Source organism: Erythrobacter sp. WG, from assembly GCF_026586795.1.
Lineage (GTDB): Bacteria > Pseudomonadota > Alphaproteobacteria > Sphingomonadales > Sphingomonadaceae > Erythrobacter.
The window spans coordinates 130,427-151,369 of sequence record NZ_JAPFGY010000004.1; the positions used below are offsets into that span (position 1 = coordinate 130,427).

The following is a 20,943-nucleotide window of genomic DNA, read 5'->3' on the forward strand; positions in this document are numbered from 1 at the left end:
TCGCCTAGCCTTACGGCGCGTGGTGGAGCACCAGCACCGACATGGCGAGCCAGGTGGTGAACATCGCGAGATAGGGCCAGCGGCGCGGCCACAGCCGGGCGACCAGCAGCGTCGCCGCCGCCGTCCCGCCGAGCGCCAGCAGCGGCGCCCAGGCCGCAAGCGTGCCGCCATCACCGAGCGCGGAGCGGACTGCCATGCTCGCCCATTGCGCGGGTAGCAGCGCGAGCAGCCACGCCGGCAGACGTCCGGGAAGCGCTGCGGCCGTTGCCAGCATCGCCGCCTCGCCCGCAACGATCGCCAAAGCGATCCACCAGCCCCTCGGCCCCGCCGAGCGCGCGAACAGCGCACCGCGCGCGGCGAAGCTGAAGCTGGCGACCGCTATCGCGAAAGCCACCGCCGGCAGGTGGCCGGCAGCCGTCCGCCCGAGCGCAAGCGCGATCAGCACGAGCCCCGCGCCTACCAGCCCTGCGGCCACCATGCCGACGCGCAGCCGGCCCGTCGCCGCAGCCGCGGTCATGCCGCTCGCCATCAGCCCCACAGCGACCACAGGCGCGGCGCGCGGAGCAAAGGGGAAGGGGTCGGCAGCAACCGCAAGCAGTGCGAGGGCGGGTGCCGCCGCACCTGCCACGCCCGCCACGGCCCACGCCATTGGCGACCTTGCCTGCGCGGAAGTGTCGATGGGCGCATCCATGTAGGGATGCCTGCGCAAAGCCGCGCCACTTGTCGAGCGCCCGCGCGTCATCGCCTGTGGCAAAGACACGCGCCTTGCGAGGGATGATGCGGTATGATTGAGATCAAGGACTCTCGATCCGGGAGTTGACAAACATCCGGCCAGCGTCAATTTGTCCGGACAACTTCGAGGTGCTGCCATGGCCAAGGATCTGCCCCCGCCCTACACCGCGCTCACGCGCCACGAAATGATGCCGCGCGTGACTCATGACGAGGCGGCGAGGTTCAACTTCCTCACGCACTTCAACCGCTACCTATCCGGGACCATCGGCGCGGGCAACAAGCTCGCCTACGAGAAGCGCGTGCTCCCCGCTTTCCGCGCCGAGCACGGGCGCGATCCCGAGCACCGCTACGAGGTGCGCGATGCGATGAACCGCGACGCGTGGCACCGGATGTGGTCGGCGCTCAAGCGCAATTCGATGGAGATGCGCCAGCACTTCGGCCGCCAGGTGGTGCTGCGCCAATTGGACGAGCTCGACGCGATGGCGCGGCAGTACAACGAGCACTCGGGCCAGCTCGAGCTCGATCCTGCGATCGAGCAGCCGCATTACCAGACCGCGGTCGACATCCACTGCCAGCCGGGCGGCTACCACGGCGAGGAGCGGCCCGGGGACGTGACCGTGGGCGCCAATTACGACGTCGGCCTCTTCGCCACCACAGGCGGGGCGCTCGGCGGGCTGAACGACGGGGGCGGACAGGCGGTCGTGAACTGGGTCAAGGCCGAGCGGCCCGACTGGTCGCCCAAGCGCATCCTCGATATCGGCTGCACCATCGGCCACAATGCCGTGCCGATCGCGCAGGCCTTCCCGGATGCCGAGGTGATCGCCATCGACACCGCCGCCGCGTCGCTGCGCTACGGCGCCGCCCGCGCCGCGGCGATGGGCGTGCGCAACATCCGCTTCGTGCAGGCCTCGGGCGAGGACCTGGCGCGCTGGACGGATGGCCATTTCGACTGGGTGCAGACCACCATGTTCCTGCACGAGCTTTCGACCAAGGCGATGCCGCGAATCCTCGCCGAGGCGCACCGCGTGCTCGCGCCGGGCGGGCTGATCCTCCATATCGAGCAGCCGCAATATTCGGACGCGATGCCCCTGTTCGAGCAGTTCATGCGCGACTGGGATGCCTTCAACAACAACGAGCCCTTCTGGTCGGCGATGCACGGGCAGGACTTGAAGCAGGTGATGGCCGATGCCGGCTTCCCGCAGGACGCGCAGTTCGTCGCCGGGGTTCGCGCCGTCGTCGACCCGGCGATCTTCCCGCCCTCGCCGGACGAGGGCAAGGAGGACTACGGCCGCGCCGCGATCTGGAACGCCTACGGGGCGTGGAAGCCGCTTGCGGCCGAAACGCAGGTGGCGGCGTGAGCGCGCCCGATGCGCCGCTCGACTGGGTCGAGCTTTCCGGCCGCCGCGCCAAGGGCCGCCGCCCCGACTACTTCGACAACCCCGCGCTCGACCGGCTCTATTCGACCGTCTTCGCGCTCGCCGCGGAGGTTTCGGCGCTGCGCGAGCGACAGGACACGATCGAGCGCCTGCTTGATGCCAAGGGCACGCTGAGCCGCGCCGACATCGAGGCCTATGAGCCCGACCGCGCGGCGGGCGAGGAGCGCGGCCTTGCCACCCGTGCCTATGTCGCGCGGATCATGCGCGGCTTCCAGCAGGAGGTCGAGGCGCTGGAGGCGAGCGACCCGCCGATCATGGACGTGGTCGAGCGGCTCTCGCGCGAATAGCGGCTTCGGGCTGAGGGGGCTGCGCGAAGGGACGCGCGCTGCCTCCGAAGGGGCCAAAGGGGGGATCATGGAATTTCTGATCGACAATGAACTCGCCATCCTGCGCTGGGTGCACATCCTCGCGATGGTCTACTGGCTGGGCGGCGAATGGGGCGTGTTCCAGACGAGCTACAACGTCACCAACCCCGCGCTCGCGCTCGACGAGCGGCGGCGGCACATGGAGACCGCCTACCGTATCGACATCCTCGCGCGCACCGGCATCGTGCTGCTGCTCCCGCTGGGGCTGCACATGGGCAAGCTCTACGGCTTCGTGCCGGTGCTTGAAGGCGCGGGCGTGTGGTGGATGTGGCTGTTCTTCGCTGTCTGGCTGGCGATGACCTGGACGGCCTTCCTAAAGCGCGAGACCGATCTCGGCATCGCCGTCACCAAGGCCGAGGAGCTGCTGCGCTACCCGCTCATCGCCGGGCTGTTCCTGGTGGTGGGCCTCGCCCTCGCCGGCAAGGGGCCGGTGGAGGTGGGCGAGGGGAGCCACTGGTACCCGGCCAAGATGGGCCTCTACGCCTTCGCCCTGTGCATCGGCCTGTTCCTGAGGGTGGTGATGCGCCGCTGGACCGCGCGCTTCCGCATCCTCGCAGCCGGGCCCGACGCCGCGCAGGAGGCCGCGCTCGCCCGCGAGATCGCGCAGGCGCGGATCGCCGCCTACATCTACTGGGTGACGATCGCCTCGGTGTGTTTCCTGGGCTCGGTGAAGCCGTTCTGAGGTGAAGGGAGGCGCAGCGTGGCAGCCTACATGATCATCATCGCCAGGGTCCACGACCGCGAGGCCTTTGTCGCAGGCTACGGCGCGGCCGCAGCGGCGCTCATCCCCCGCTTCGGCGGCGAATACCTGCTGCGCGGCCCCGGCGCGGCACTGCTCGAGGGCGACTTTGGCGAGGGGGCCTCGGTGGTCATCTCCAAGTGGCCCGATCGCTCCGCGGCGCAGGCCTTCTGGGACAGCCCCGAATATGCCGAGGTCAAGCGCCTGCGCGAGGGCCTTGCCGACGTGCAGGTGATCCTCGTCGACGGGCCGGAGCTGGGTGCCGCGCCCTAGTCAGCGAGGATCTGGTTCAGCTCGACGAGGATCCCGTCGGGGTCGAAGAAGTTGCAGCCCATCACCCGGATGTCCTTGCCCCCGTTTCTTCCGGGGTAGACCTGGAGCCGCGCCTCGGCAGTGAAGGTCACGCCGGGCACGCCCTTGACCTTCTCGCAGCGCGCCTTCGCATCGTCGGTGTTGAGCACCAGCACCACGTCGCCCGGCCCCATCCGCTTGGGGTACTCGCCTGCCGGGATCGGCGGATCGGTCCACTGCATGAGGCCGAGCCAGCCGACCCACGGATCGTTGGCGTTGAGCAGCACCAACCGCGCCTTCGCGCCCGGTTCGCCTGCGGGAAGCGCGACGCCCGAGGTCTCGACCACGGTGTCGTAATTGGTCTGTAGCCCGATCACGTCGCGGTAGAGCGCCAGGGACTTCTCCATGTCGCGCACTATGATCGTCGCGCGGCGGATGTCGGTGGGAAGGCGCTGGGCCAGCTTCTCGACGCCTGCGGCCTTGGGGGCGGGCGCTTGCTGTGCATGGGCACAGCCCGCCAGCAACGCGGCGATCGCCGCTCCGAACAGGATGTTTCTCATGCGCTCTCCTCCACTGCGCCCGAACTGATCAGTTCCGCGATCCGCGCCTCGTCGTAGCCCAGCCCTGCCAGCACCGCGCGGGCATCGCGCCCCGGCTTCGGCAGTTTCTGCGGGGCGCCGATGCGCTTGCCGTCCATCTCCAGCGGGATGGTCGGCAGGCGCACAAGGGTGCCGTTGTCGAGCGTCACGTCCTCGAGCCCGCCGTGCTGCAAGTGGGGATCGTCGAACATGTCCTCGGGCCGCCCGATGGGGGCGAAGGGCAGGCCCGTGCCGTCGAGCTTCGCGATCACCTCGGCCCTGGTCATCCTGCCGATCATCTCGCGGATGACCGGCAGGATACGCTCGCGGGCTTTCACACGAGCGTTGTTGACCCGGAGGCCCTCGTCGGCCCACAAGTCGTCGAGCGCGAAAAGCTTGCAGAACTTCTCCCACAGCGCGTCCGTGACGACGCCGATGAACACCGGATCGTCGCGCGTCTCGAAGACGTCGTAGATCGCCCAAGCCGAGACGCGCGCGGGCATGGGGGCGGCAGGCGTGCCGGTGACCGCATATTGCGCCATGTGCTGCCCGACGAGGTAGATGGTGGTCTCGAACAGGCTGGCGGTGACCTTCTGGCCCCTGCCGGTGCGGTGGCGTTCCTCGAGCGCGGCGAGGATGCCGATCACGCCGAACATCCCGCCGGTCACGTCGATCACGCTCGCGCCGGCGCGCAAGGGGCGGCCCGGCGGGCCGGTCATGTAGGCGAGCCCGCCCATCATCTGCGCGACCTCGTCGAGCGCGGTGCGGTTCTCGTAGGGGCCGGGGAGGAAGCCCTTCTCGCTGCAATAGATGAGCTGCGGATTGGCCGCCGCGCAGGCCTCGTGGCCGAGGCCGAGGCGTTCGAGCGCGCCGGGACGGAAGTTCTCGACGAGGACGTCGGCGCCGGCGACGAGGTCCTTGGCGACGGCAAGCCCGGCCTCACTCTTCAGGTCGAGGCAGATCGACTGCTTGCCGCGGTTGTACATCGGGAAATAGCCCGCACCCGAGCCGATCAGGCGGCGCGTCTGGTCCCCGCCGATGGGTTCGACGCGCACCACCTCGGCGCCGAGCCCGGCGAGGATGTGGCCGACGGTCGGCCCCATCACCATGTGGGTGAACTCGACGACGCGGAGACCTGCGAGCGGGGTCGGCGCGCTCATGCGGCGACCCTCTGCGCATAGTCGAGCATCGGCCCCGCATCGGGGGTGAAGCCGTAGAGCGGCTCGCCGGGCAGCGCCTCGGCGAGGATCGCGCGCACTTCGAGCAGTTTTGCAAGGTCGATGCCGGTCCTCAGGCCCATCGCGTTGAGCATCAGCACGAGGTCCTCGGTGACGAGATTGCCCGATGCCCCCGGTGCGAAGGGGCAGCCGCCGAGCCCGCCGAGCGAGGCGTCGAAGGTGGTGATCCCCTCTTCCAGCCCCGCGACCACATTGGCGAGGCCCAGTCCGCGGGTGTTGTGGAGGTGGAGGGTGGTGAGCCTGTCGGCGCCCACCGCCGCGCGCACCTTCCTCACGAGCCTGCGCACCTGCGCCGGGTCGGCATAGCCGGTGGTGTCGGAGAGCGAGAGTTCCTGCGCCCCCGCCGCGACCGCCTTCTCGGCGAGGCGCACCACCTGGTCCTCGCTCACCGCGCCCTCCATCGTGCAGCCGAAGGCGGTGGAGAGCCCCACGGCGAAGTGCACGCCCCCGGCGCGCGCGATCTGCGCGGCCTCGGCGATCTCGGCGAGCATCGCGGGGTGGTCCTTGCGCACGTTCTTGAGACTGTGGGTCTCGCTCATCGAGAAGGGGATGCTCATGGCGTGCACCCCCGCCTCGACGGCGCGCGCGGCACCTTTCGCGTTGGGCACCAGCGCGACGACGTTGAGGCCTTCGATGGTGCGCGCGAAGGCGACCAGTTCGGCAGTGTCGGCCATCTGCGGGAGGAGGCTCGGGGGCACGAAGCTGCCGACCTCGATCTCGCGCACGCCCGCGGCGGCCTCGGCGACGATCCAGCGCTTCTTGGCCTCGAGCGGCATGATCCGCTTGATCGATTGCAGCCCGTCGCGCGGGCCGACTTCGGAGACGAGGATGTCGATCATGGGGTGACGGATTCCTGTGTGCGGGCGGGAAGGTCGTAGACCCAGGGACGGGCCGTGCGGTCGGCGGCGGTCCAGGCGTCGATATCGGCGCGGTGCTGCAAGGTGAGGTCGATCGCGTCGAGCCCGTGAAGCAGCATCTGCTGCGCCTCGTCCTCGATCGCGAAGGCATAGGCTATGCCCTCGCAAGCGATGCTCCGGGCGGCAAGATCGACCGTCACCTCGCGGCCCGCGATCGCCTCCACGGCGGTGCGCTCGAGGACCACGGGGAGGAGGAAATTCCTGATGCAGTTGTTGCGGAAGATGGGCGCAAAGCTTTCCGCGACGATCGCCTTCACCCCATATTCCGCGAGCGCCCAGACGGCGTGCTCGCGGCTCGATCCGCAGCCGAAATTGCGCCCCGCCGCGATGATTGCCGCGCCGCGATAGGCAGGGTCGTTGAGCACGAAATCCGGGTTTTCCCTGCGCGTGTCCGCGCCTACATAGCGCCACGGGGCGAACAGCCCATCGGCAAGGCCGGTGCGCCCGGTGCTCCGCATCTCGCGGCTGGGGATGATCGTGTCGGTGTCGACATTGTCGCGCAGCAGCGGCGCGGCGCGGGCGACGAGGGGCTGGGGAAAGGCGCTCATGCCGGGTAGTCCCGCGGATCGGCGATGGCGCCCGCGAGGGCACTCGCCGCGACGGTCTCCGGCGAGGCGATGTGGGTGCGGATACCCGGACCCTGACGACCTTCGAAATTGCGGTTGGTGCTGGAGATGACGCGGCTTCCTGCCGGAAAGCCCTCGCCGCCGGCGTAGAAGCACAGCGAGCAGCCGCTCATCCGCCACTCGAAGCCGGCCGCCTCGAACACCTTATCGAGCCCCTCGGCCTCGGCCTGCCGCCGCACCGCCATCGAGCCGGGGACGACCAGCGCCTTCCTGATCGCGGGCGCGATGCGGCGGCCCTTGAGGATTGCCGCCGCGCGCCTGAGGTCGGCGATGCGGCTGTTGGTGCACGAGCCGATGAAGGCGGCATCGAGCGGCGTCCCGGCGAGCGGGGTGCCCGGCGCGAGACCGATGTAGTCGTGCGCCCGCTGCGGGCCGTCGGGGACGCGTGCCGTGACGGGGATGGTGTGCTCGGGGCTCGTGCCCCAGCTCACCATCGGGGCGAGCCCGCTGGCGTCGATCACGATCTCACTGTCGAACACCGCGTCTGCATCGCTGGCGAGGGTCCGCCAATAGGGATCGGCGAAGTCGGCGGGGGCATGGGGCCGCCCCGCGAGGTAGGCGAAGGTCCTCTCGTCCGGCGCGATCAACCCGGTCACGGCGCTGAACTCGGTTGCCATGTTGCACAGGGTCATGCGCGCTTCCATGTCGAGGCCGCGCACCGCCTCACCGGCGAACTCGACCACGTGCCCCGCGCCGCCGCCCGCGCCTTGGGCGGCGATCAGCGCGAGGATCATGTCCTTGGCGGTGACCCCCGGCGGGAGCGCGCCCGCGAAGGTCACGCGCATCGCGCACGGCCGCTCCATCCGGAGCGTGCCCGTCACCATCGCGTGCTCGGCCTCGGAGGAGCCGATCCCCCAGGCGAGCGCCCCGAAGGCGCCCTGCGTGCAGGTGTGGCTGTCGGGCGCGACCAGCGTCACGCCGGGGAGCACGATGCCCTGCTCGGGCGAGATGACATGGACGATGCCCTGGTCGCGGTCGTTCACGTCGAACAGGGTGATCCCCGCGGCCCGGCACGCCGCGCGCGTTTCGGTGATGAAGCCCTCGCCGCCGGGCATCAGCGTGCCGTCACCCCTGCCGGGGCGGGTGTCGACGATGTGGTCCATGACCGCGAAGACCCGCGCCGGATCGCGCAAGGTACGGCCCGTCTCGGCCATGCGCGCGAGCGCGGCGGCGCCGGTGCGCTCGTGGAGGAACACCCGGTCGATCGCGATCAGGTCCGCACCCCCGGGCAGGCTCGCCACCCGGTGCGCGTCCCAGATCCTGTCGAAGAGGGTGCGGGGCATGGTCGTTCCGCGCGGCCTCAGGCCTTCGCCTGAATCTCGGCCTCGACGGCGCGCCAGTCCTTCGTCACGAAGCGCTCCTGGATCGCGGTGCGGGTCTCGAGCTGGCCGTTCCTGATCCAGTGCCAGGTGCGGCAGCGGTGCTGGCCGCAGTCGGAGATCTGAATCTGCTCGTAGAGGTAGAGCGAGGGATCGCCGGTGCGCTGCCAGTAGAGCATCATGGTGCGGCCCAATTCGTCGAGCGGCACCTCGGCGGCCCAACCCTGGATCAGCTCGTTGTCCCACCAGATGCGCCCGTCGCGATAGGTCGCGGGGAAATCGCGCACCTCGGTGCGGCCGTCGGGCCAGGTGTAGAAATTGGTCTGGTGGTAGGGGACCGCGGGATCGTCGGTGATGCGGCACAAGAGGCGGCTGGCGTGCTCGTCGACTTTCTCGTTCGCGGCGTTGAAATAGCTGTAGGTGCCGTCCCAGACGCCCTCGTGGCGGGCGAGCAGCGGCATGGCGGTCTTCATGTTGGTCATCGGGTCCCTCCGGGGTTGGATGCAAGGATATCATGCCAGGCGCGCGCCGCCGAGCCGGCGCGCAGCCGGGCTCGGGTGCGGGCGGCGATGGCGTGCGGTGCGAGCGCGCCTGCGGCGAGCGGGATCGCGGCGGCGGGGGAGGCGGCGTACCACGGCGCGAAGATCGCCTCGGCGCGCGCGGCGCTCCACGCCTTGAGGAGGTGCCCGCCGAAGCGATCGGGCGCGAGGTCGGGGTAGAGGAGGTCAGGGTCCCCCTGCGGGAGAGCGGGCCAGGCGATCGCGCGCGCGCCGAGCGCCTCGCGGGCGGCGTGGATCGCGGCGAGCACGTCCTCCGCATCCTCCGACAGGCCGTGACCCGGCACATCGATGGCGATCTTGTCCGGCCCCGGCTCGGCCAGTTCGGCACCGGGGGCATGGAGGACCATCCGCGCCGCGCCCCTCGCGCCGCGCCAGTGGAGCAGCGCGCCCGCTGCCTCGATCCAGCCCTCGTCCGGGTCCTCGGCGAGGGCGGGGGGCGCGATGCCGCCGGCGTGTTCGCGCAAGAACGCGAGGCTCGTCGCCTGGTGCTCGGCGGGGGTGGCGACCTTCAGCGCCTGCCAGTTGGCCGGCATCTCTCCGAGACGGTCGATATGGGCCTGCAAGGGGTCGCCGTCATAGGCGCTGATGAGCACGGGCGGGGTCCGGGCGTCCGGCGGCGGGATGTCGCGCGGCGCGCGCAGCACCGCCCCGTAGCCCGCACGGTAGGCATTCCCTGCGTCGAGCATTTCCATCACCGCCTGCTGGACGCGCGGTAGGTCCGAATGGGCGACCGAGAGGCGCGCGGCATCGCGGGTGTCGAACCACGGGAAGAACCAGCTCTGCTCGAGCATCCGGTTCCAGAGCCAGGCAAGGTGCTCGCCGTAGGGGGAAGGGCGGAAAGGGGGGAGGTAGCTCTCCCCGAAGATCCGCATCTCCTCCGCCGTCCAGATCGCATAGCCGCCGATCGCGAGGCAGGCGAAGCGCTCCGGCGCACGCTTGAGGGCCGTCACGAGGATGATGCCCCCCGAATGGAAGCCGTAGGCCGGGCAGGCGCCGAGCCCGAGCGCATCCATCGTCTCGAGCAGCGCATCGGCGAAGGCGTTGATGTCGGGTTCGCCAGGCAGCGGGTCGGACTGCCCGAAGCCCGGCGTATCCGGCGCGATGCAGGTGAAATGCTCAGCCCATGCCCGCATCAGCGGCTCGTACTCGGCCGAGGAGCGCGGGCTCTGGTGCACCATCAGCAGCGGCGGCCCGGAGCCGCCGCGCCGGTAGTGCACCTTGCGGCCGGTGCCCGGAATGGTCAGCATGTGCCGCGTGATCCGCATCGGCGGGCTCTACCCCAAAGTTGTCCGGACAAATTTCACTCGACAACCCCTTAACCGCCTTTATGACTGGCTGTCAAAGCGGAATCGGGCACGGGAGGCGCGAGGGTTTCGATGCTGGGGACACGCATGATCGCGGACGGCAAGACCGCCCGCCAGCTCTTCGAGGAGGTGATGGCGAACCCCGCCCGCCGCAAGTTCGGCTTCGGGGAGAAGCTTGCGATCGTGAATGTCGACCTCCAGCAGGCCTACACTCGCACCGACCTGTTCAGGACCGCCTACGAGACCGACCCGCGCCAGATCGAGCATATCAACACGATCAGCCGGATGGCCCGCGAGAGGGGCATGCCGGTGATCTGGAGCCGCGTCGCCTACAAGGCGGATGCGGGGGATGCCGGCGTGTGGGGCACGCGCACCGACACCGAGGATTCCCTCCAGAACATCAAGTACGACAGCGAACGCCACGCCTATGATCCGCGCTGCGAGGTGGGCGAGCATGACCTCGAATTCACCAAGCGGATGCCGAGCGCCTTCTTCGAGACGCCGCTCGCGAGCTATCTCACCTTCCACCGCGTCGACACCGTTGTGGTCACCGGCGGTTCGACCTCGGGCTGCGTGCGCGCGACGGCGGTCGATGCGCTCTCCCACGGCTACCGCACCATCGTTCCGATCGAGACCTGCGCCGACAAGCACGAAAGCTATCACTTCGCGAACCTCACCGACCTCCAGCTCAAATATGCCGATGTCGAGCCCGTGCAGGCGGTGATCGACTGGCTGGAGGCGCGCTGACCATGCAGGAGGGCGCGCCCGATCCGGGGCTCTACGACTACCATCCCTACAACGCCCGGCCCCCGCTGCGCTGGCCGGGCGGCAAGACGGTCGCCGTGTGGGTCGCGCCCAATCTCGAATATTACGAGATCGATCCGCCCGCGCACCCCAAGCGCAAGGCGTGGCCGACGCTGCACCCGAGCGTGGTCGGCTTCTCGCACCGCGACCACTCCAACCGGGTGAGCCACTGGCGCATGGCCGAGGTGATGACGAAGCACGGCTTCCCCGGCTCGGTCAGCCTCTCGGTGGCGCTCTGCCAGCACCATCCCGAGGTGGTCGAGGACGCCCGGCAGCGCGGCTGGGAGTTCTTCAGTCACGGCATCTACAACACCCGCTATGCCTATGAAATGTCCGAGGAGCAGGAGCGCGCGATCATCGAGGACTCGATCCGCACCGTCCGCGAGGCGACCGGCCAGCGCATCCGCGGCTGGCTCGCGCCTGCGCTGACCCACACGCCGCGCACGCTTGACCTGCTTGCCGAATACGACTTCACCTACACCTGCGACCTCTATCACGACGACCAGGTGCAGGAGGTGAAGGTCGCGAGGGGCCGGCTCGCCTCGATCCCCTACAGCCTCGAGGTCAACGACCACTACGGCTTCTTCGTCTACAACATGAGCGGGCGCGAATATGCCGATGCGCTGATCTGCCAGTTCGAGCGGCTTGCGGCCGAGGGCGAGCGGTCGGGGACGGTGATGTGCATTCCCTTGCACGCCTACCTCATCGGCCAGCCGCACCGGATCGGGCCCTTCGCCGAGGCGCTGCGGCACATCGCCGCCGACGGGCGGGCATGGATCGCGCGCGCCGGGGAGATCGTCGACTACTGGCGCGCGGAAACGGGAGGGCAGGGCTGATGGCGCTCGATTCCGCCTATCTCGAATACCCCCGCCGCGGGCGCGGCTACGACCACGACCTCTACGAATGGTCCGCCCTGCACGAACGCCCGCCGGTGCGCTGGCCCGGGGGCCTGAGCGTCGCGGTGTGGCTCTGCGTCAGCCTTGAATGGTTCCCGATCGTGCCGGGCGGCCCCTTCGCCGCACCCGGCCACATGCAGACCGCCTATCCCGATTTCCGCCACTACACCGCGCGCGACTACGGCAACCGGGTGGGCGCGTGGCGCTTCCTCGATGCCTTTGCGGCCGCCGGCGTCAAGGCGAGCTTCGCCACCAACGCCGCCATTGCCGAGCGCTACCCCGAACTGGTCGCCGCCGTGATCGCGGGCGGGCACGAGCTCGTCGCCCATTCGACCGACATGAACGGCACGATCGATTCCTCCCTCATCCGCGAGGCGGAAGGCGCGCTGATCGGCGAGGCGATGGCGCGCATCGAGGCGGCGTCCGGCGTGCGCCCGACCGGCTGGCTCTCGATCGCGCGGCAGCAGAGCTGGCACACCGCCGATCTCCTCAAGGAGCACGGCCTCACCTTTTGCTGCGACTGGGTGAACGACGAACTGCCCTATCGCTTTGGCAACGGCCTCATCAACCTGCCGCTGAACCACGAATTGTCGGACCGCCAGATCATAGCCACCCAGCAGAAGTCGGCGGAAAGCTGGGCGGAATCGATGCGCGACGCCTTCCACTGGCTGGCGGGCGAGGGGAAGGCGCAGGGCGGGGCGGGGCGGATGCTGCCTATTCACCTCACGCCCTACATCATGGGCCTGCCCTACCGCATCGGCGCGCTCGAGGGCTTGCTGGCCGACCTCGCCGCGCGGCCCGAGGCGTGGTTCGCCACCGGCGCCGAGATCGTCGCGGCATGGCAGGCGCAGGAGCAGGCGCGTGGCTGAAATGACCGCGCTCGACCCGCGCACCGGCGCAGTGGACTACCGCTTCACCGCCGCGACGCGCGAGGACATCGCCGCCGAGGCGCAGCGCCTGAGAGCTATGCAGCCGGCATGGGAGGCGCTGGAACCCGAGGGTCGCGCGCGCATTCTGCTCGCCTTCGCGGAGGCGGTCGACGCGAGGGCGGAGGCGATCACCGCCGCGCTCGCCATCGATACCGGGCGCAGCACCATCGCCGCGATCGAGGTCCAAGGCTTCCTCGGCAACATCCGCCGCTGGGCGAAGCGCGGGCCGGAGCTTTTCGCGGCGCTCGACAAGGGGCCGCGCCCCTCCGCCTTCCCCGGCATCGAGATCGCGACGCACCATAGCGCCTACCCGCTGTTCGGCGCGATCGCGCCGTGGAACTTCCCGGTGATCCTCAGCCACATCGACGCCATCCCTGCGCTGATCGCGGGCTGCGCGGCGCTGGTGAAGCCCTCCGAGGTCACGCCCCGATTCGTCGAGCCGATGCGCGCCGCGCTCGCCGCCGTGCCCGACTTGCCGCTAGCCTATGTGCTGGGCGGGCCGGAGACGGGCGAGGCGCTGGTCGGCGCGGTCGACTATGTCTGCTTCACCGGCTCGACCGCGACTGGGCGCAAGGTGGCCGAGAGCGCCGCGCGCCACCTCATCCCCGCCAATCTCGAACTCGGCGGCAAGGACCCGATGATCGTCACTGCCAGCGCCGATCCCGTTTGGGCCGCGCAAGTGGCATTGCGGGCGAGCGTGGTCGCGACCGGACAGGCCTGCCAGTCGATCGAGCGGGTCTATGTCGCCCGCACCATCGCCGAGCCCTTCCTCGCCGCGCTCGTCACCGCGGCCCAAGCGGTGCGTCCCGCCTACCCGCCGGGCGAGGGCGGGGAGCTCGGGCCTTTCATCTTCCCGCCCCAGGCCGCCAAGGTGCAGGCCCAGATCGACGATGCGCTCGCCAAGGGCGCGCGGCTGCTCGCGGGCGGACGGGTGGAGACCCTCGGCGGCGGGCAGTATCTGCGTCCCACGGTCCTCGCCGATGTCACGCCAGAGATGGCGGTGATGCGCGAGGAGACCTTCGGCCCAGTCATCCCGGTGACGATGTTTGACGACATCGCGGAAGGCGTGCGCCTTGCCAATGGCAGTGACTACGGCCTCGGCGCCGCCGTGCTGGCGGGAAGTCTCGAGGAAGCCGCCGCCATCGCCCCGCTGCTCGATGCGGGCGCGATCTCGCTGCAGGACGGCGCGCTCACCAGCATCGTCGGGGATGCCACAAACCATTCGCGGAAAGGTTCGGGGCTGGGGCCGAGCCGCATGGGCGATTCCGGGATGCTGCGCTTCCTGCGCCAGCAGGCGTTGATCCGCCAGACCGGTACGCCGCTCCCGCTCGCCGCCTATGCCGAGAAGCCTGCTCCATGAGCAACCGCGCCGCGCTCGCCGCCGTCATGCCCGCGATGCTGCGGCACGAGGGCTGGTGGGACGGATGGTATCGCCACTATGACCGCGATGGCGCGCTGCTTGATGTGCACCGGGTGAAGACCCATTGCGAGTTTCCCGATGCGGGCGAGTGGCACTACGTCCAGCACAACTGGCTGACCTGGGAGGACGGCCGCAGCGCGCTCTACGAATTCGGCGGGAGGCTCGACGGCGAGCGGCTGGTATGGCGGACCGACCGTTTCAGCGGCTACGGCTGGCAGACCGACGAGGACACGCTGATGCTCAAGCTCGACCGGCTCGACGTGCCCGATGCCTGGTATGTCGAGATGATCAACATCGCGTCCGACGGGCAGGCCCGCGCGCGCACCTGGCAGTGGTTCCAGACCGGGCGCCCGTGGAAGCGCACGTGCTGCGACGAATGGAGGATCGACCCGTGAGCCTGATGATCGCGCTGATGGCGCAGGCCGCCGCAGCCCCGACCGAGACTAAGGCTGAGGCCTGCGACAAGCCCGTCTACATGGTCGTCGAGGGCCGCACGCTCGATCGCGAGCGGATGCTCGCCTACGGCAAGGCCATCGCCGAGAGCGAGATCTACCAGCGGCTCGGCGGCTACTACGTCAACGTGCCGCGCCCGGTCGCGGTGTTCGAGGGCGAGGTGCCGCCCGATTACGTCAACCTCACGGTGCGCTTCCCCTGCCTCGCCAACGCGCGGGCCTTCTGGAACAGCAAGGTCTACCGCGAGAAGATTCTGCCGCTGCGCCAGAACCCGGCTGCGGGCGACTACACGGTGACGGTCTATGCCGAGATGCCGCTGCGCCCCGACATGGTCGGACGGGTCGAGGCGGGGCGCTATCTCGCCGACTTCCCGAGCGCGAACGAGCCGCAGGTCGAAGAGGGCCGGCGATGAGGGCCTGGCAACTCGGGCCGCGTCCTGCCGCCCCGCGCGAGGCGGGCGAGGCCATCGATTTCCTCACCCTGACCGAGCGCCACGATCCGGCTGCCGGGCCGGGCGAGCTGGTGGTGCGGGTGACCGCTGCCGGGCTCAATTACCGCGACCTGATGGTCCTTCGCGGCGTCTATGGCCGCGACCTGCCGGAGCACCGCATCCCGCTCACTGACGGGGTCGGCGTGATCGAGCAGGTCGGCGAGGGGGTGACCGGCTTCGCGGTCGGCGAGCGGGTGATCGCCGCCAACTTCACCGACTGGCTCGGAGACGGTGGCTATGGCTATCACGTCTTCGCGAGCGATCTCGGCGTCACGCGCGACGGGTGGCTGGCCGAGCGCATCGTGCTTCCCGCTGCCGCCGCGATTCGCGTGCCCGATGCGGTGAGCGATGATACCGCTGCCGCCACCGCCGTCGTCGCGGGCACGGTGTGGCACGCGATGGTTGCCTTCGGCCAGGTGCAACCGGGCGACCTCGTGCTCACGCAGGGCACCGGCGGCGTCGCGCTCTACTCGCTGCAACTCGCCAAGGCGCTAGGCGCGACAGTCGCGATCACCTCGTCGAGCGAGGCGAAGCTCGCCCGGGTGCGGGACATGGGCGCGGACTACACGGTGAACTACCGCGAGCGCCCCGACTGGGCGGCGGCGCTGCTCGAGGCGACGGGCGGGCGCGGGGCGGACGTGGTGGTCGACACCATCGGCTTTGCTCAGTTCGGCCAGACCCTCGCCGCGACCGGCGTCGAGGGCCGCATCGGCACGCTCGGCGCGCTCTCGGGAAGCCCGCAGGACCGACCCGATTTCGACCAGGGCGCGCTGATCGGGAAGAACGTGACGGTGAAGGGCATCGCCTCGGGGCACCGCGGGATGATCGAAGCGGCGCTCGGCGTCATGGCCGAGCACGGCATCGCCATGGTGATCGACCGCAGCTTCGCCTTCGAGGAGGCGCCTGCCGCCTACCGCCACCTCCTCAGCGGCGCGCACCTGGGCAAGGTGCTGGTGCGCGTCAGCGGCTGAGTTCGACCAGCTCGTAACGGTTCATCATGTAGCCGTCGATCGAGCCGTAGACGAGGATCGAGTCCTCGTCCGCCGTTACCCACATGTCATAGTCCGGGTGCCGCTCGCCGCCCATGCCGCCCTCGCTGTCGTCGACATAGCGGAAGTGGCGGCAGGCGAAGGTGCCGGCGGGGACGGTCTTCTCCTCCTCGCCGACATACTCCATCGTCATCGTCACTTCCGAAATCTGCGGCGCGGTCGCCCCGCGGTGATCGGGCGAGGGGAGAAAGAAGCGCAGCCTTCGGCGGTGGGGACCTTGGCTCACATCCATCATCCGCGTCGAGAAGCCGTCGCCCACCACCGGGTGGGTGCCGAAGGCGTCGAAGGTGCCCGCCTCGCGCACCTCAGAATGGCGGCCCAATGCCGGGCTGTCGCTCTCGCAGGAGATGGTGCCCTCGGCGGGATCGTAGTTCATCCAGCCCGAGCCGAGGAATTCGTCGCCCACGGTGAGGTGCACCAGCAGGTTGCGCGGCATCCGGTCCGGCCCGACGTGGAGCACGAGATCGCGCATCACCGTGGGATCGGGTTCCTCGATCTCGCAATGGGCGCTCATCACCACCGAGCCGTCAGAGTGATGGGTGAAGATAAAGCTCTCGCGCCCGCGCTCGGTGCCCTCGCGGCCCGGCTTCATCGAGACATAGCGGATCTTTCCGCTGATGGTGCGGTGCTTCATCAGATGATTCCTGCCTTGTCGAGCCGCGCGATCACCTCTTCCTGCGCGCGCAGGAAGTGATCGCGGTCGGGGATGGTGGGCTTGCCGCCCTGCATCATGCCGTCGGGCCCGCGGAAGGGTTCTGCGGCGGCGGCATAGGCGGCGGCGAAGAGCTGCGGGCGCTGGCGGGCGAGGTAGTTGGTCATCGCCGGTGTGCGCCGCGCCTTCCGAAGGCTGGCAAGGTCGATGCCGGCGAAGGCGGTGAAGGTCTCCCCGTCGCCCGATTGCGCAAGGATACGCCCCTTCCAGTCGATCACCTGGCTGTTGCCGTCAGCGCTCGCCAGCGGCATCGCGGTGCCTGAAATCCCGGCGGTGTTGGCCGAGACGACATAGGCGAGGTTCTCGAAGGCGCGGGCCTGCTTGGCGATATCCTTGTTGGTCGCAAGCGGCGAGCCGATCTCCGAGGAGGAATGGCAGAACACCTCGGCCCCGCGCAGCGCCAGCGCGCGGGCGATCTCGGGGTAGAGGATCTCCTCGCTGGCAATGGCGGCGAGGTTGCCGATCTCGGTTCGGGCGACGGGGAAGACGCCCTCGATCCCGTATTTGTCGAGATAGGCCTCCCACACATCGTGCGGGGAGGGTGCGAACATCGAGAGGAGGCGGCGGTAGCGCAGCACCACCTTGCTATCGGGGGCGACGATGAAGCTCGTCTGGAAGTAAAAGCCGGGAAAGGCGGCGTCGGTCTCGTAGGCGTTGCCGGCGAGATGGACGCCCAGTTTTTCCGCCAGCTTCCCGAGCGCCGCGTATTCCGGCCCGTCGGCGGCGAAGCCGACCCGCGCGGCGAAATCGGGAATGGAAATGCGCCCCGGGTAGGACGTGAAGAGATATTCGGGGAGCACCACCAGCTTGACCGGGCTCCCGGCATATTGCTGCACGAAGATGGAGCTCGTCCGGATCGCCCCCTCGAGTTCGGCGATGTGGGCGAGGATCGCGGCGCGGGCGGCGGCGGTGTCGGGCAGCTTCTCGAGCGAGCGTGCGGTGAGTTGCATCGCCATTGCGCAGAAGGGTGCAGGGTCGGTCACGTTGTCGTCCTTCGCTTGGGCGGCCACGGCGGCAAGCGGCGCGAGGCCTGCCGTTCCGGCCAGCATACCCGCTGTGAAGCCGGCCGCCAAAGTGCGCCTGCGGTCACAGGTCCAGTCCACGCCGCCTACAGACCGAGCGCGCCGGGGTTCATAAGCCCTTGCGGGTCCACCTGTCGCTTGAGCGCACACAGGACATTCCAAGCGGCCGGATCATGGCCGTCACGCAAGGGGTAGGTGCGGGCGATCTGGAGATGCGCCGCTCCAAGCCGCTGGAACACCCCGATCACTTCCGAGCGCAGCTGCTCCACCAGCGCATCGGCGTCGGCGTCCTCGGCAAGGCAAGGGAGGCGGGCAAGGTGATCGGACTCGATTGCATTGCGGTGGAGGGGATTCTGTGCGCCCGGCCAGTAGAACACCGGCTCGATCAGGCAGGCATTGCGGCCCACGGCGGCGATCAGCGCCCCGGTCTCGACCTTGAGACGGGCCATCTCCGCAGCGTTGGCGTCCCACAGTGCCTGAAGCGCCTGCCAGCCCTCCGCGAGGCGTGAATGCGGCAGGAAGCCGTGCACCGGAACCCACCGTTCGCCCCCGGGGCCGAGCATCGAATTGGGCGGCGGGAAGGGATTGGCGCGCAGGATCTTGGGGATCGTGTGTTCGACCTCAGACCCGCCATGCGCGCGCACGATGCGGGCGATCTCCGCCATGTCGGCATCCACGCCGGCCTGATGGCGGCCTTCGGCGATGCAATGCAGGCTGAACGGCACGTCATCGAGGAAGCTGCGGCCGGCCAGAGCGACCTTCGCCCCGGCCTTGAGCGCGCTCAGCACCCCCTTCGACCGGGCTTCGGAGACCATCATGTTGCCCAGCTGGCGCGCATCGCCCGCCAGGCTGTCGCGCTTCATGCGCTGGGCCTGGAGGAAGGGATCGAAGGCGAAGCTTTCGGACGCCAGTTCCTCGCGCGCGATCGCACTCATCGCGGCGAGCAGGCTCTCGCCGTCCATGAAGCTGAACGAGCCATAGGCCTGCGCACGGCCGGCACGCACCAGCTTGAGCCGGACCCGCGCCTTGACGCCGAAGGCGCCGCAGTCGGCCGCGAACAGCCCGGTGAGGTCGGGACCGTAGGGGCGGAAGAAATCCGAGCCCGTCGAGACCACGCTGCCGTCAGCCAGCACCACGTCGAAGCTGATCGCCGCGTCGACCACCGTCCCCCCGCGCGCGCCCCAGAACACGCCGTTCTGGCTCATGCCGCCGCCGACCGTCGCCCTGATGCCCGACAGCGTTCCCCACGCGAGTGCGCGCAGGCCGCGGGGTGCGAGCTCGCGGTGGAGCGCTTCCCAGGTGCAGCCGACCTCGACGGTGGCGACCATATCGGTCTCGTTCACTGCGACGATCCGGTCCATGCCGCCCGTGTCGACGCAGATGAAGGGCCCGCCCGAGTAGATATAGCCGCCGGTGTAGCTCATCCCCCCGCCGCGCGGCACCACGGCGAGGCCGGCGCGGGTTGCGGCGCTGATCCCGGCGGCCAGTTCCTCGACGCTTGCGGGACGGAACACCGCGAGCGGCTCTTCGCCGCGCGAATAGACGTCGTGGCTGAACAGCGCGAGGCTGTCGGCGTCGGTCAAGAGGGCCGCGCCGCCCGCAGCTGCGCGCAGCATGGCCAGAGGATTGTCGTTCACAAGGGTCGCCATCACGCCGGCTCCATCGCAGGCAGGGCCGCCTCATCCGCGTCCGCCTCGGGCAGGCTCGCCGGATAGCGCCCGAGCAGCAGCAACACCGCGCCGCCTGCCATGAACATCACCATCGCAGCCTGCAGCATCGCATCGTAGCTCCCGGTGCGATCATAGACCTGCGCATAGACGATCGGCGACGCCGCCGAGAACAGACCGAACGGCATATAGAGCATCCCGTAGATCTTGCCGTAATGCGCCATCCCGAAATAGCGTCCGGCGAGGTAAGCGATAAGGTCGCTCTCCGCCCCTGCGGCGAAGCCGAGCAGGAACCCGGCGGTCGCAGCGAGCGGGAAGGTGAGGCTATCGCCGAGCAGGATCCAGGCCGAGATCGCCGGCAGGCACAGGAGCGGGAAGGCGACGACGCCCTGCCACAGCCGGTCGAGCAGCGCACCGGTCAGGATGCGGCCGGCGAAGATGCCGATCCCGAGGATGCCCATGACGCTCGCCGCCGTCTCGGCATCGACGCCGCTCAATTGCAGCATCGTGGGCATGTTGATGAAGGCTCCGCCGAAAGCCATCGCGATCAGGGCGATCGACAGCCAGATCAACCAGAAGCGGTGATCTCTCAGTGCCTGCGACAGGGTGACTCCGGTGAGCCGCCCCGAGGCGCTTTCGATCGCCTTCGGCCGCTCCTCGGGCCTCGGCTCGCGGAACAGGAAGAAGGCGATCACCAGCGCGGCCGCCGGGAGCAGGGCGACCAGCATGAACATCGCGCGCCAGCCAGAGGCCTCGATCGCGCGCACCGCGATTTGCGGGACGACCATGGCGGCAAGGCTCGTTCCCAGCAGGAGGATGCCGAGCGCGAGGCCTCTCTGGCGGAAGAACCACAGGTTGATCGCCCGGCTCCAGGTGACAGGGGTCGATCCGATTCCGACGAGGCCGACCGCGACCCACAAGCCATAGTAGATCGTGAGCGTGGAAGGGCCTTGGCTGCGGGGTGTAAGGCCGATGGCGGCGAAGGTGACAGCGAAAGCGAACAGCGACCACAGCGCCACCTTGCGAACGCCGTGGCGGTCGGCCATCCAGCCGAACACCGGGGCAAGCAGCGCCGCAATCACCCCGAAGAGGGTGATGGGGAGGAGCACCTGCGTCTGCGACCAGCCGAATTCTGCGCGCAAGGGAGCGGCGGTGAAGCCGATGATGTTATAGGGGATCGGCGAGGCCCCGCACATCACCCCGAGCACCCCGGCCAGAAGGACGCGCCAGCCCTTCTTGAACTCCCCCTGTTCGGGCTCCGGAAGCGCGGCGTCTGTGTTCACTCGGTCTCTCCCCGTCGCGCCGGTCGGGACCGGCGGGCCCGTGTCACGATAACCCGCTCGCCCGCCGGGTGCCAGTGGGCTCGCCGCCGCACCGGACGGCGCGGCGGCGCGGA

At 69.5% G+C, this 20,943-nt stretch carries 23 protein-coding genes; 11 read left to right on the forward strand and 12 right to left on the reverse strand.

From position 1 onward, the window contains the following. Nucleotides 1-10 precede the first annotated feature (10 nt). Nucleotides 11-649 (reverse strand): hypothetical protein, encoded by a 639-nt coding sequence (locus tag OPU67_RS03530; protein WP_267617612.1) that lies wholly within the window; start codon nt 647-649, stop codon nt 11-13. A 220-nt stretch (nt 650-869) separates the two neighbouring features. On the opposite strand from OPU67_RS03530, the gene OPU67_RS03535 reads away from it, so the two are divergent. The 4 genes from OPU67_RS03535 to OPU67_RS03550 all read left to right on the forward strand — a co-directional run bounded on the left by OPU67_RS03535 (nt 870) and on the right by OPU67_RS03550 (nt 3,545). Then, a complete protein-coding gene (locus OPU67_RS03535; RefSeq protein ID WP_267617614.1) occupies nt 870-2,090 on the forward strand; it encodes a class I SAM-dependent methyltransferase in 1,221 nt (406 codons plus the stop codon). Next, nucleotides 2,087-2,455: a hypothetical protein gene (locus OPU67_RS03540; protein WP_267617616.1), complete on the forward strand. Its 369-nt coding sequence runs from the start codon at nt 2,087-2,089 to the stop codon at nt 2,453-2,455. Before OPU67_RS03535 ends, OPU67_RS03540 begins: the two co-directional genes overlap by 4 nt. A gap of 67 nt (nt 2,456-2,522) precedes the next feature. Beyond that, nucleotides 2,523-3,215, forward strand: a complete 693-nt coding sequence (locus OPU67_RS03545; protein WP_267617618.1) for a hypothetical protein — start codon at nt 2,523-2,525, stop codon at nt 3,213-3,215. An 18-nt stretch (nt 3,216-3,233) separates the two neighbouring features. After that, nucleotides 3,234-3,545 carry a DUF1330 domain-containing protein gene (locus OPU67_RS03550; RefSeq protein WP_267617620.1) on the forward strand — a complete coding sequence of 104 codons (312 nt, stop codon included), beginning with the start codon at nt 3,234-3,236 and terminating at the stop codon, nt 3,543-3,545. Here OPU67_RS03550 and OPU67_RS03555 read toward each other — a convergent pair. From OPU67_RS03555 to OPU67_RS03585, 7 genes are read right to left on the reverse strand one after another with little or no spacing between them, the layout of a single operon-like run. Continuing rightward, the gene (locus OPU67_RS03555; protein ID WP_267617621.1) at nt 3,542-4,123 is read right to left on the reverse strand and encodes a VOC family protein; all 582 of its coding nucleotides are present in this window, start codon (nt 4,121-4,123) and stop codon (nt 3,542-3,544) included. The two genes, OPU67_RS03550 and OPU67_RS03555, sit on opposite strands and share 4 nt — an antisense overlap. Further along, on the reverse strand, nt 4,120-5,301 hold the full coding sequence (locus OPU67_RS03560) for a CaiB/BaiF CoA transferase family protein (RefSeq protein WP_267617623.1): 1,182 nt from the start codon (nt 5,299-5,301) through the stop codon (nt 4,120-4,122). The genes OPU67_RS03555 and OPU67_RS03560 overlap by 4 nt, the downstream gene beginning before the upstream one ends. After that, nucleotides 5,298-6,218 carry a hydroxymethylglutaryl-CoA lyase gene (locus tag OPU67_RS03565; protein ID WP_267617624.1) on the reverse strand — a complete coding sequence of 307 codons (921 nt, stop codon included), beginning with the start codon at nt 6,216-6,218 and terminating at the stop codon, nt 5,298-5,300. Before OPU67_RS03565 ends, OPU67_RS03560 begins: the two co-directional genes overlap by 4 nt. Then, entirely contained in the window at nt 6,215-6,844 is a 630-nt protein-coding gene (gene leuD / locus OPU67_RS03570; protein ID WP_267617626.1) for a 3-isopropylmalate dehydratase small subunit, read from the reverse strand. Before leuD ends, OPU67_RS03565 begins: the two co-directional genes overlap by 4 nt. Beyond that, a complete protein-coding gene (locus tag OPU67_RS03575) occupies nt 6,841-8,205 on the reverse strand; it encodes a 3-isopropylmalate dehydratase large subunit (RefSeq protein ID WP_267617628.1) in 1,365 nt (454 codons plus the stop codon). The genes leuD and OPU67_RS03575 overlap by 4 nt, the downstream gene beginning before the upstream one ends. Before the next feature lie 17 nt (nt 8,206-8,222). After that, entirely contained in the window at nt 8,223-8,723 is a 501-nt protein-coding gene (locus OPU67_RS03580) for a DUF3598 domain-containing protein (protein WP_267617630.1), read from the reverse strand. After that, nucleotides 8,720-10,048, reverse strand: coding sequence for an alpha/beta fold hydrolase (locus OPU67_RS03585; protein WP_267617631.1), 1,329 nt, complete (start codon nt 10,046-10,048; stop codon nt 8,720-8,722). Before OPU67_RS03585 ends, OPU67_RS03580 begins: the two co-directional genes overlap by 4 nt. Before the next feature lie 129 nt (nt 10,049-10,177). Here OPU67_RS03585 and OPU67_RS03590 point away from each other — a divergent pair, with 129 nt between their 5' ends. The 7 genes from OPU67_RS03590 to OPU67_RS03620 are packed head-to-tail and all read left to right on the forward strand — an operon-like array spanning nt 10,178 to nt 16,068. Next, nucleotides 10,178-10,852, forward strand: a complete 675-nt coding sequence (locus tag OPU67_RS03590; protein ID WP_267617632.1) for an isochorismatase family protein — start codon at nt 10,178-10,180, stop codon at nt 10,850-10,852. A 2-nt stretch (nt 10,853-10,854) separates the two neighbouring features. Continuing rightward, a complete protein-coding gene (locus tag OPU67_RS03595) occupies nt 10,855-11,745 on the forward strand; it encodes a polysaccharide deacetylase family protein (protein ID WP_267617633.1) in 891 nt (296 codons plus the stop codon). Then, the gene (locus OPU67_RS03600; RefSeq protein WP_267617634.1) at nt 11,745-12,674 is read left to right on the forward strand and encodes a polysaccharide deacetylase family protein; all 930 of its coding nucleotides are present in this window, start codon (nt 11,745-11,747) and stop codon (nt 12,672-12,674) included. The genes OPU67_RS03595 and OPU67_RS03600 overlap by 1 nt, the downstream gene beginning before the upstream one ends. Before the next feature lies 1 nt (nt 12,675). Further along, complete coding sequence (locus OPU67_RS03605) at nt 12,676-14,094, forward strand: aldehyde dehydrogenase family protein (protein ID WP_267617652.1); 1,419 nt, start codon at nt 12,676-12,678, stop codon at nt 14,092-14,094. After that, nucleotides 14,091-14,549, forward strand: a complete 459-nt coding sequence (locus tag OPU67_RS03610; protein ID WP_267617635.1) for a hypothetical protein — start codon at nt 14,091-14,093, stop codon at nt 14,547-14,549. Before OPU67_RS03605 ends, OPU67_RS03610 begins: the two co-directional genes overlap by 4 nt. Nucleotides 14,550-14,554: 5 nt before the next feature. Next, nucleotides 14,555-15,019, forward strand: a complete 465-nt coding sequence (locus tag OPU67_RS03615; protein ID WP_267617653.1) for a DUF1330 domain-containing protein — start codon at nt 14,555-14,557, stop codon at nt 15,017-15,019. Beyond that, a complete protein-coding gene (locus OPU67_RS03620; protein ID WP_267617636.1) occupies nt 15,016-16,068 on the forward strand; it encodes a zinc-dependent alcohol dehydrogenase family protein in 1,053 nt (350 codons plus the stop codon). Before OPU67_RS03615 ends, OPU67_RS03620 begins: the two co-directional genes overlap by 4 nt. Here the strand turns inward: OPU67_RS03620 and OPU67_RS03625 are convergent. The 4 genes from OPU67_RS03625 to OPU67_RS03640 form a co-directional block, all read right to left on the reverse strand. Further along, nucleotides 16,058-16,780 (reverse strand): hypothetical protein, encoded by a 723-nt coding sequence (locus tag OPU67_RS03625; protein ID WP_267617637.1) that lies wholly within the window; start codon nt 16,778-16,780, stop codon nt 16,058-16,060. The two genes, OPU67_RS03620 and OPU67_RS03625, sit on opposite strands and share 11 nt — an antisense overlap. Further along, nucleotides 16,780-17,868, reverse strand: a complete 1,089-nt coding sequence (locus OPU67_RS03630; protein WP_267617638.1) for a nitrilase-related carbon-nitrogen hydrolase — start codon at nt 17,866-17,868, stop codon at nt 16,780-16,782. Before OPU67_RS03630 ends, OPU67_RS03625 begins: the two co-directional genes overlap by 1 nt. 98 nt (nt 17,869-17,966) lie before the next feature. Further along, a complete protein-coding gene (locus tag OPU67_RS03635) occupies nt 17,967-19,529 on the reverse strand; it encodes an FAD-binding oxidoreductase (RefSeq protein ID WP_267617639.1) in 1,563 nt (520 codons plus the stop codon). After that, entirely contained in the window at nt 19,529-20,830 is a 1,302-nt protein-coding gene (locus tag OPU67_RS03640; RefSeq protein WP_267617641.1) for an MFS transporter, read from the reverse strand. The genes OPU67_RS03635 and OPU67_RS03640 overlap by 1 nt, the downstream gene beginning before the upstream one ends. Nucleotides 20,831-20,943: the final 113 nt, after the last annotated feature.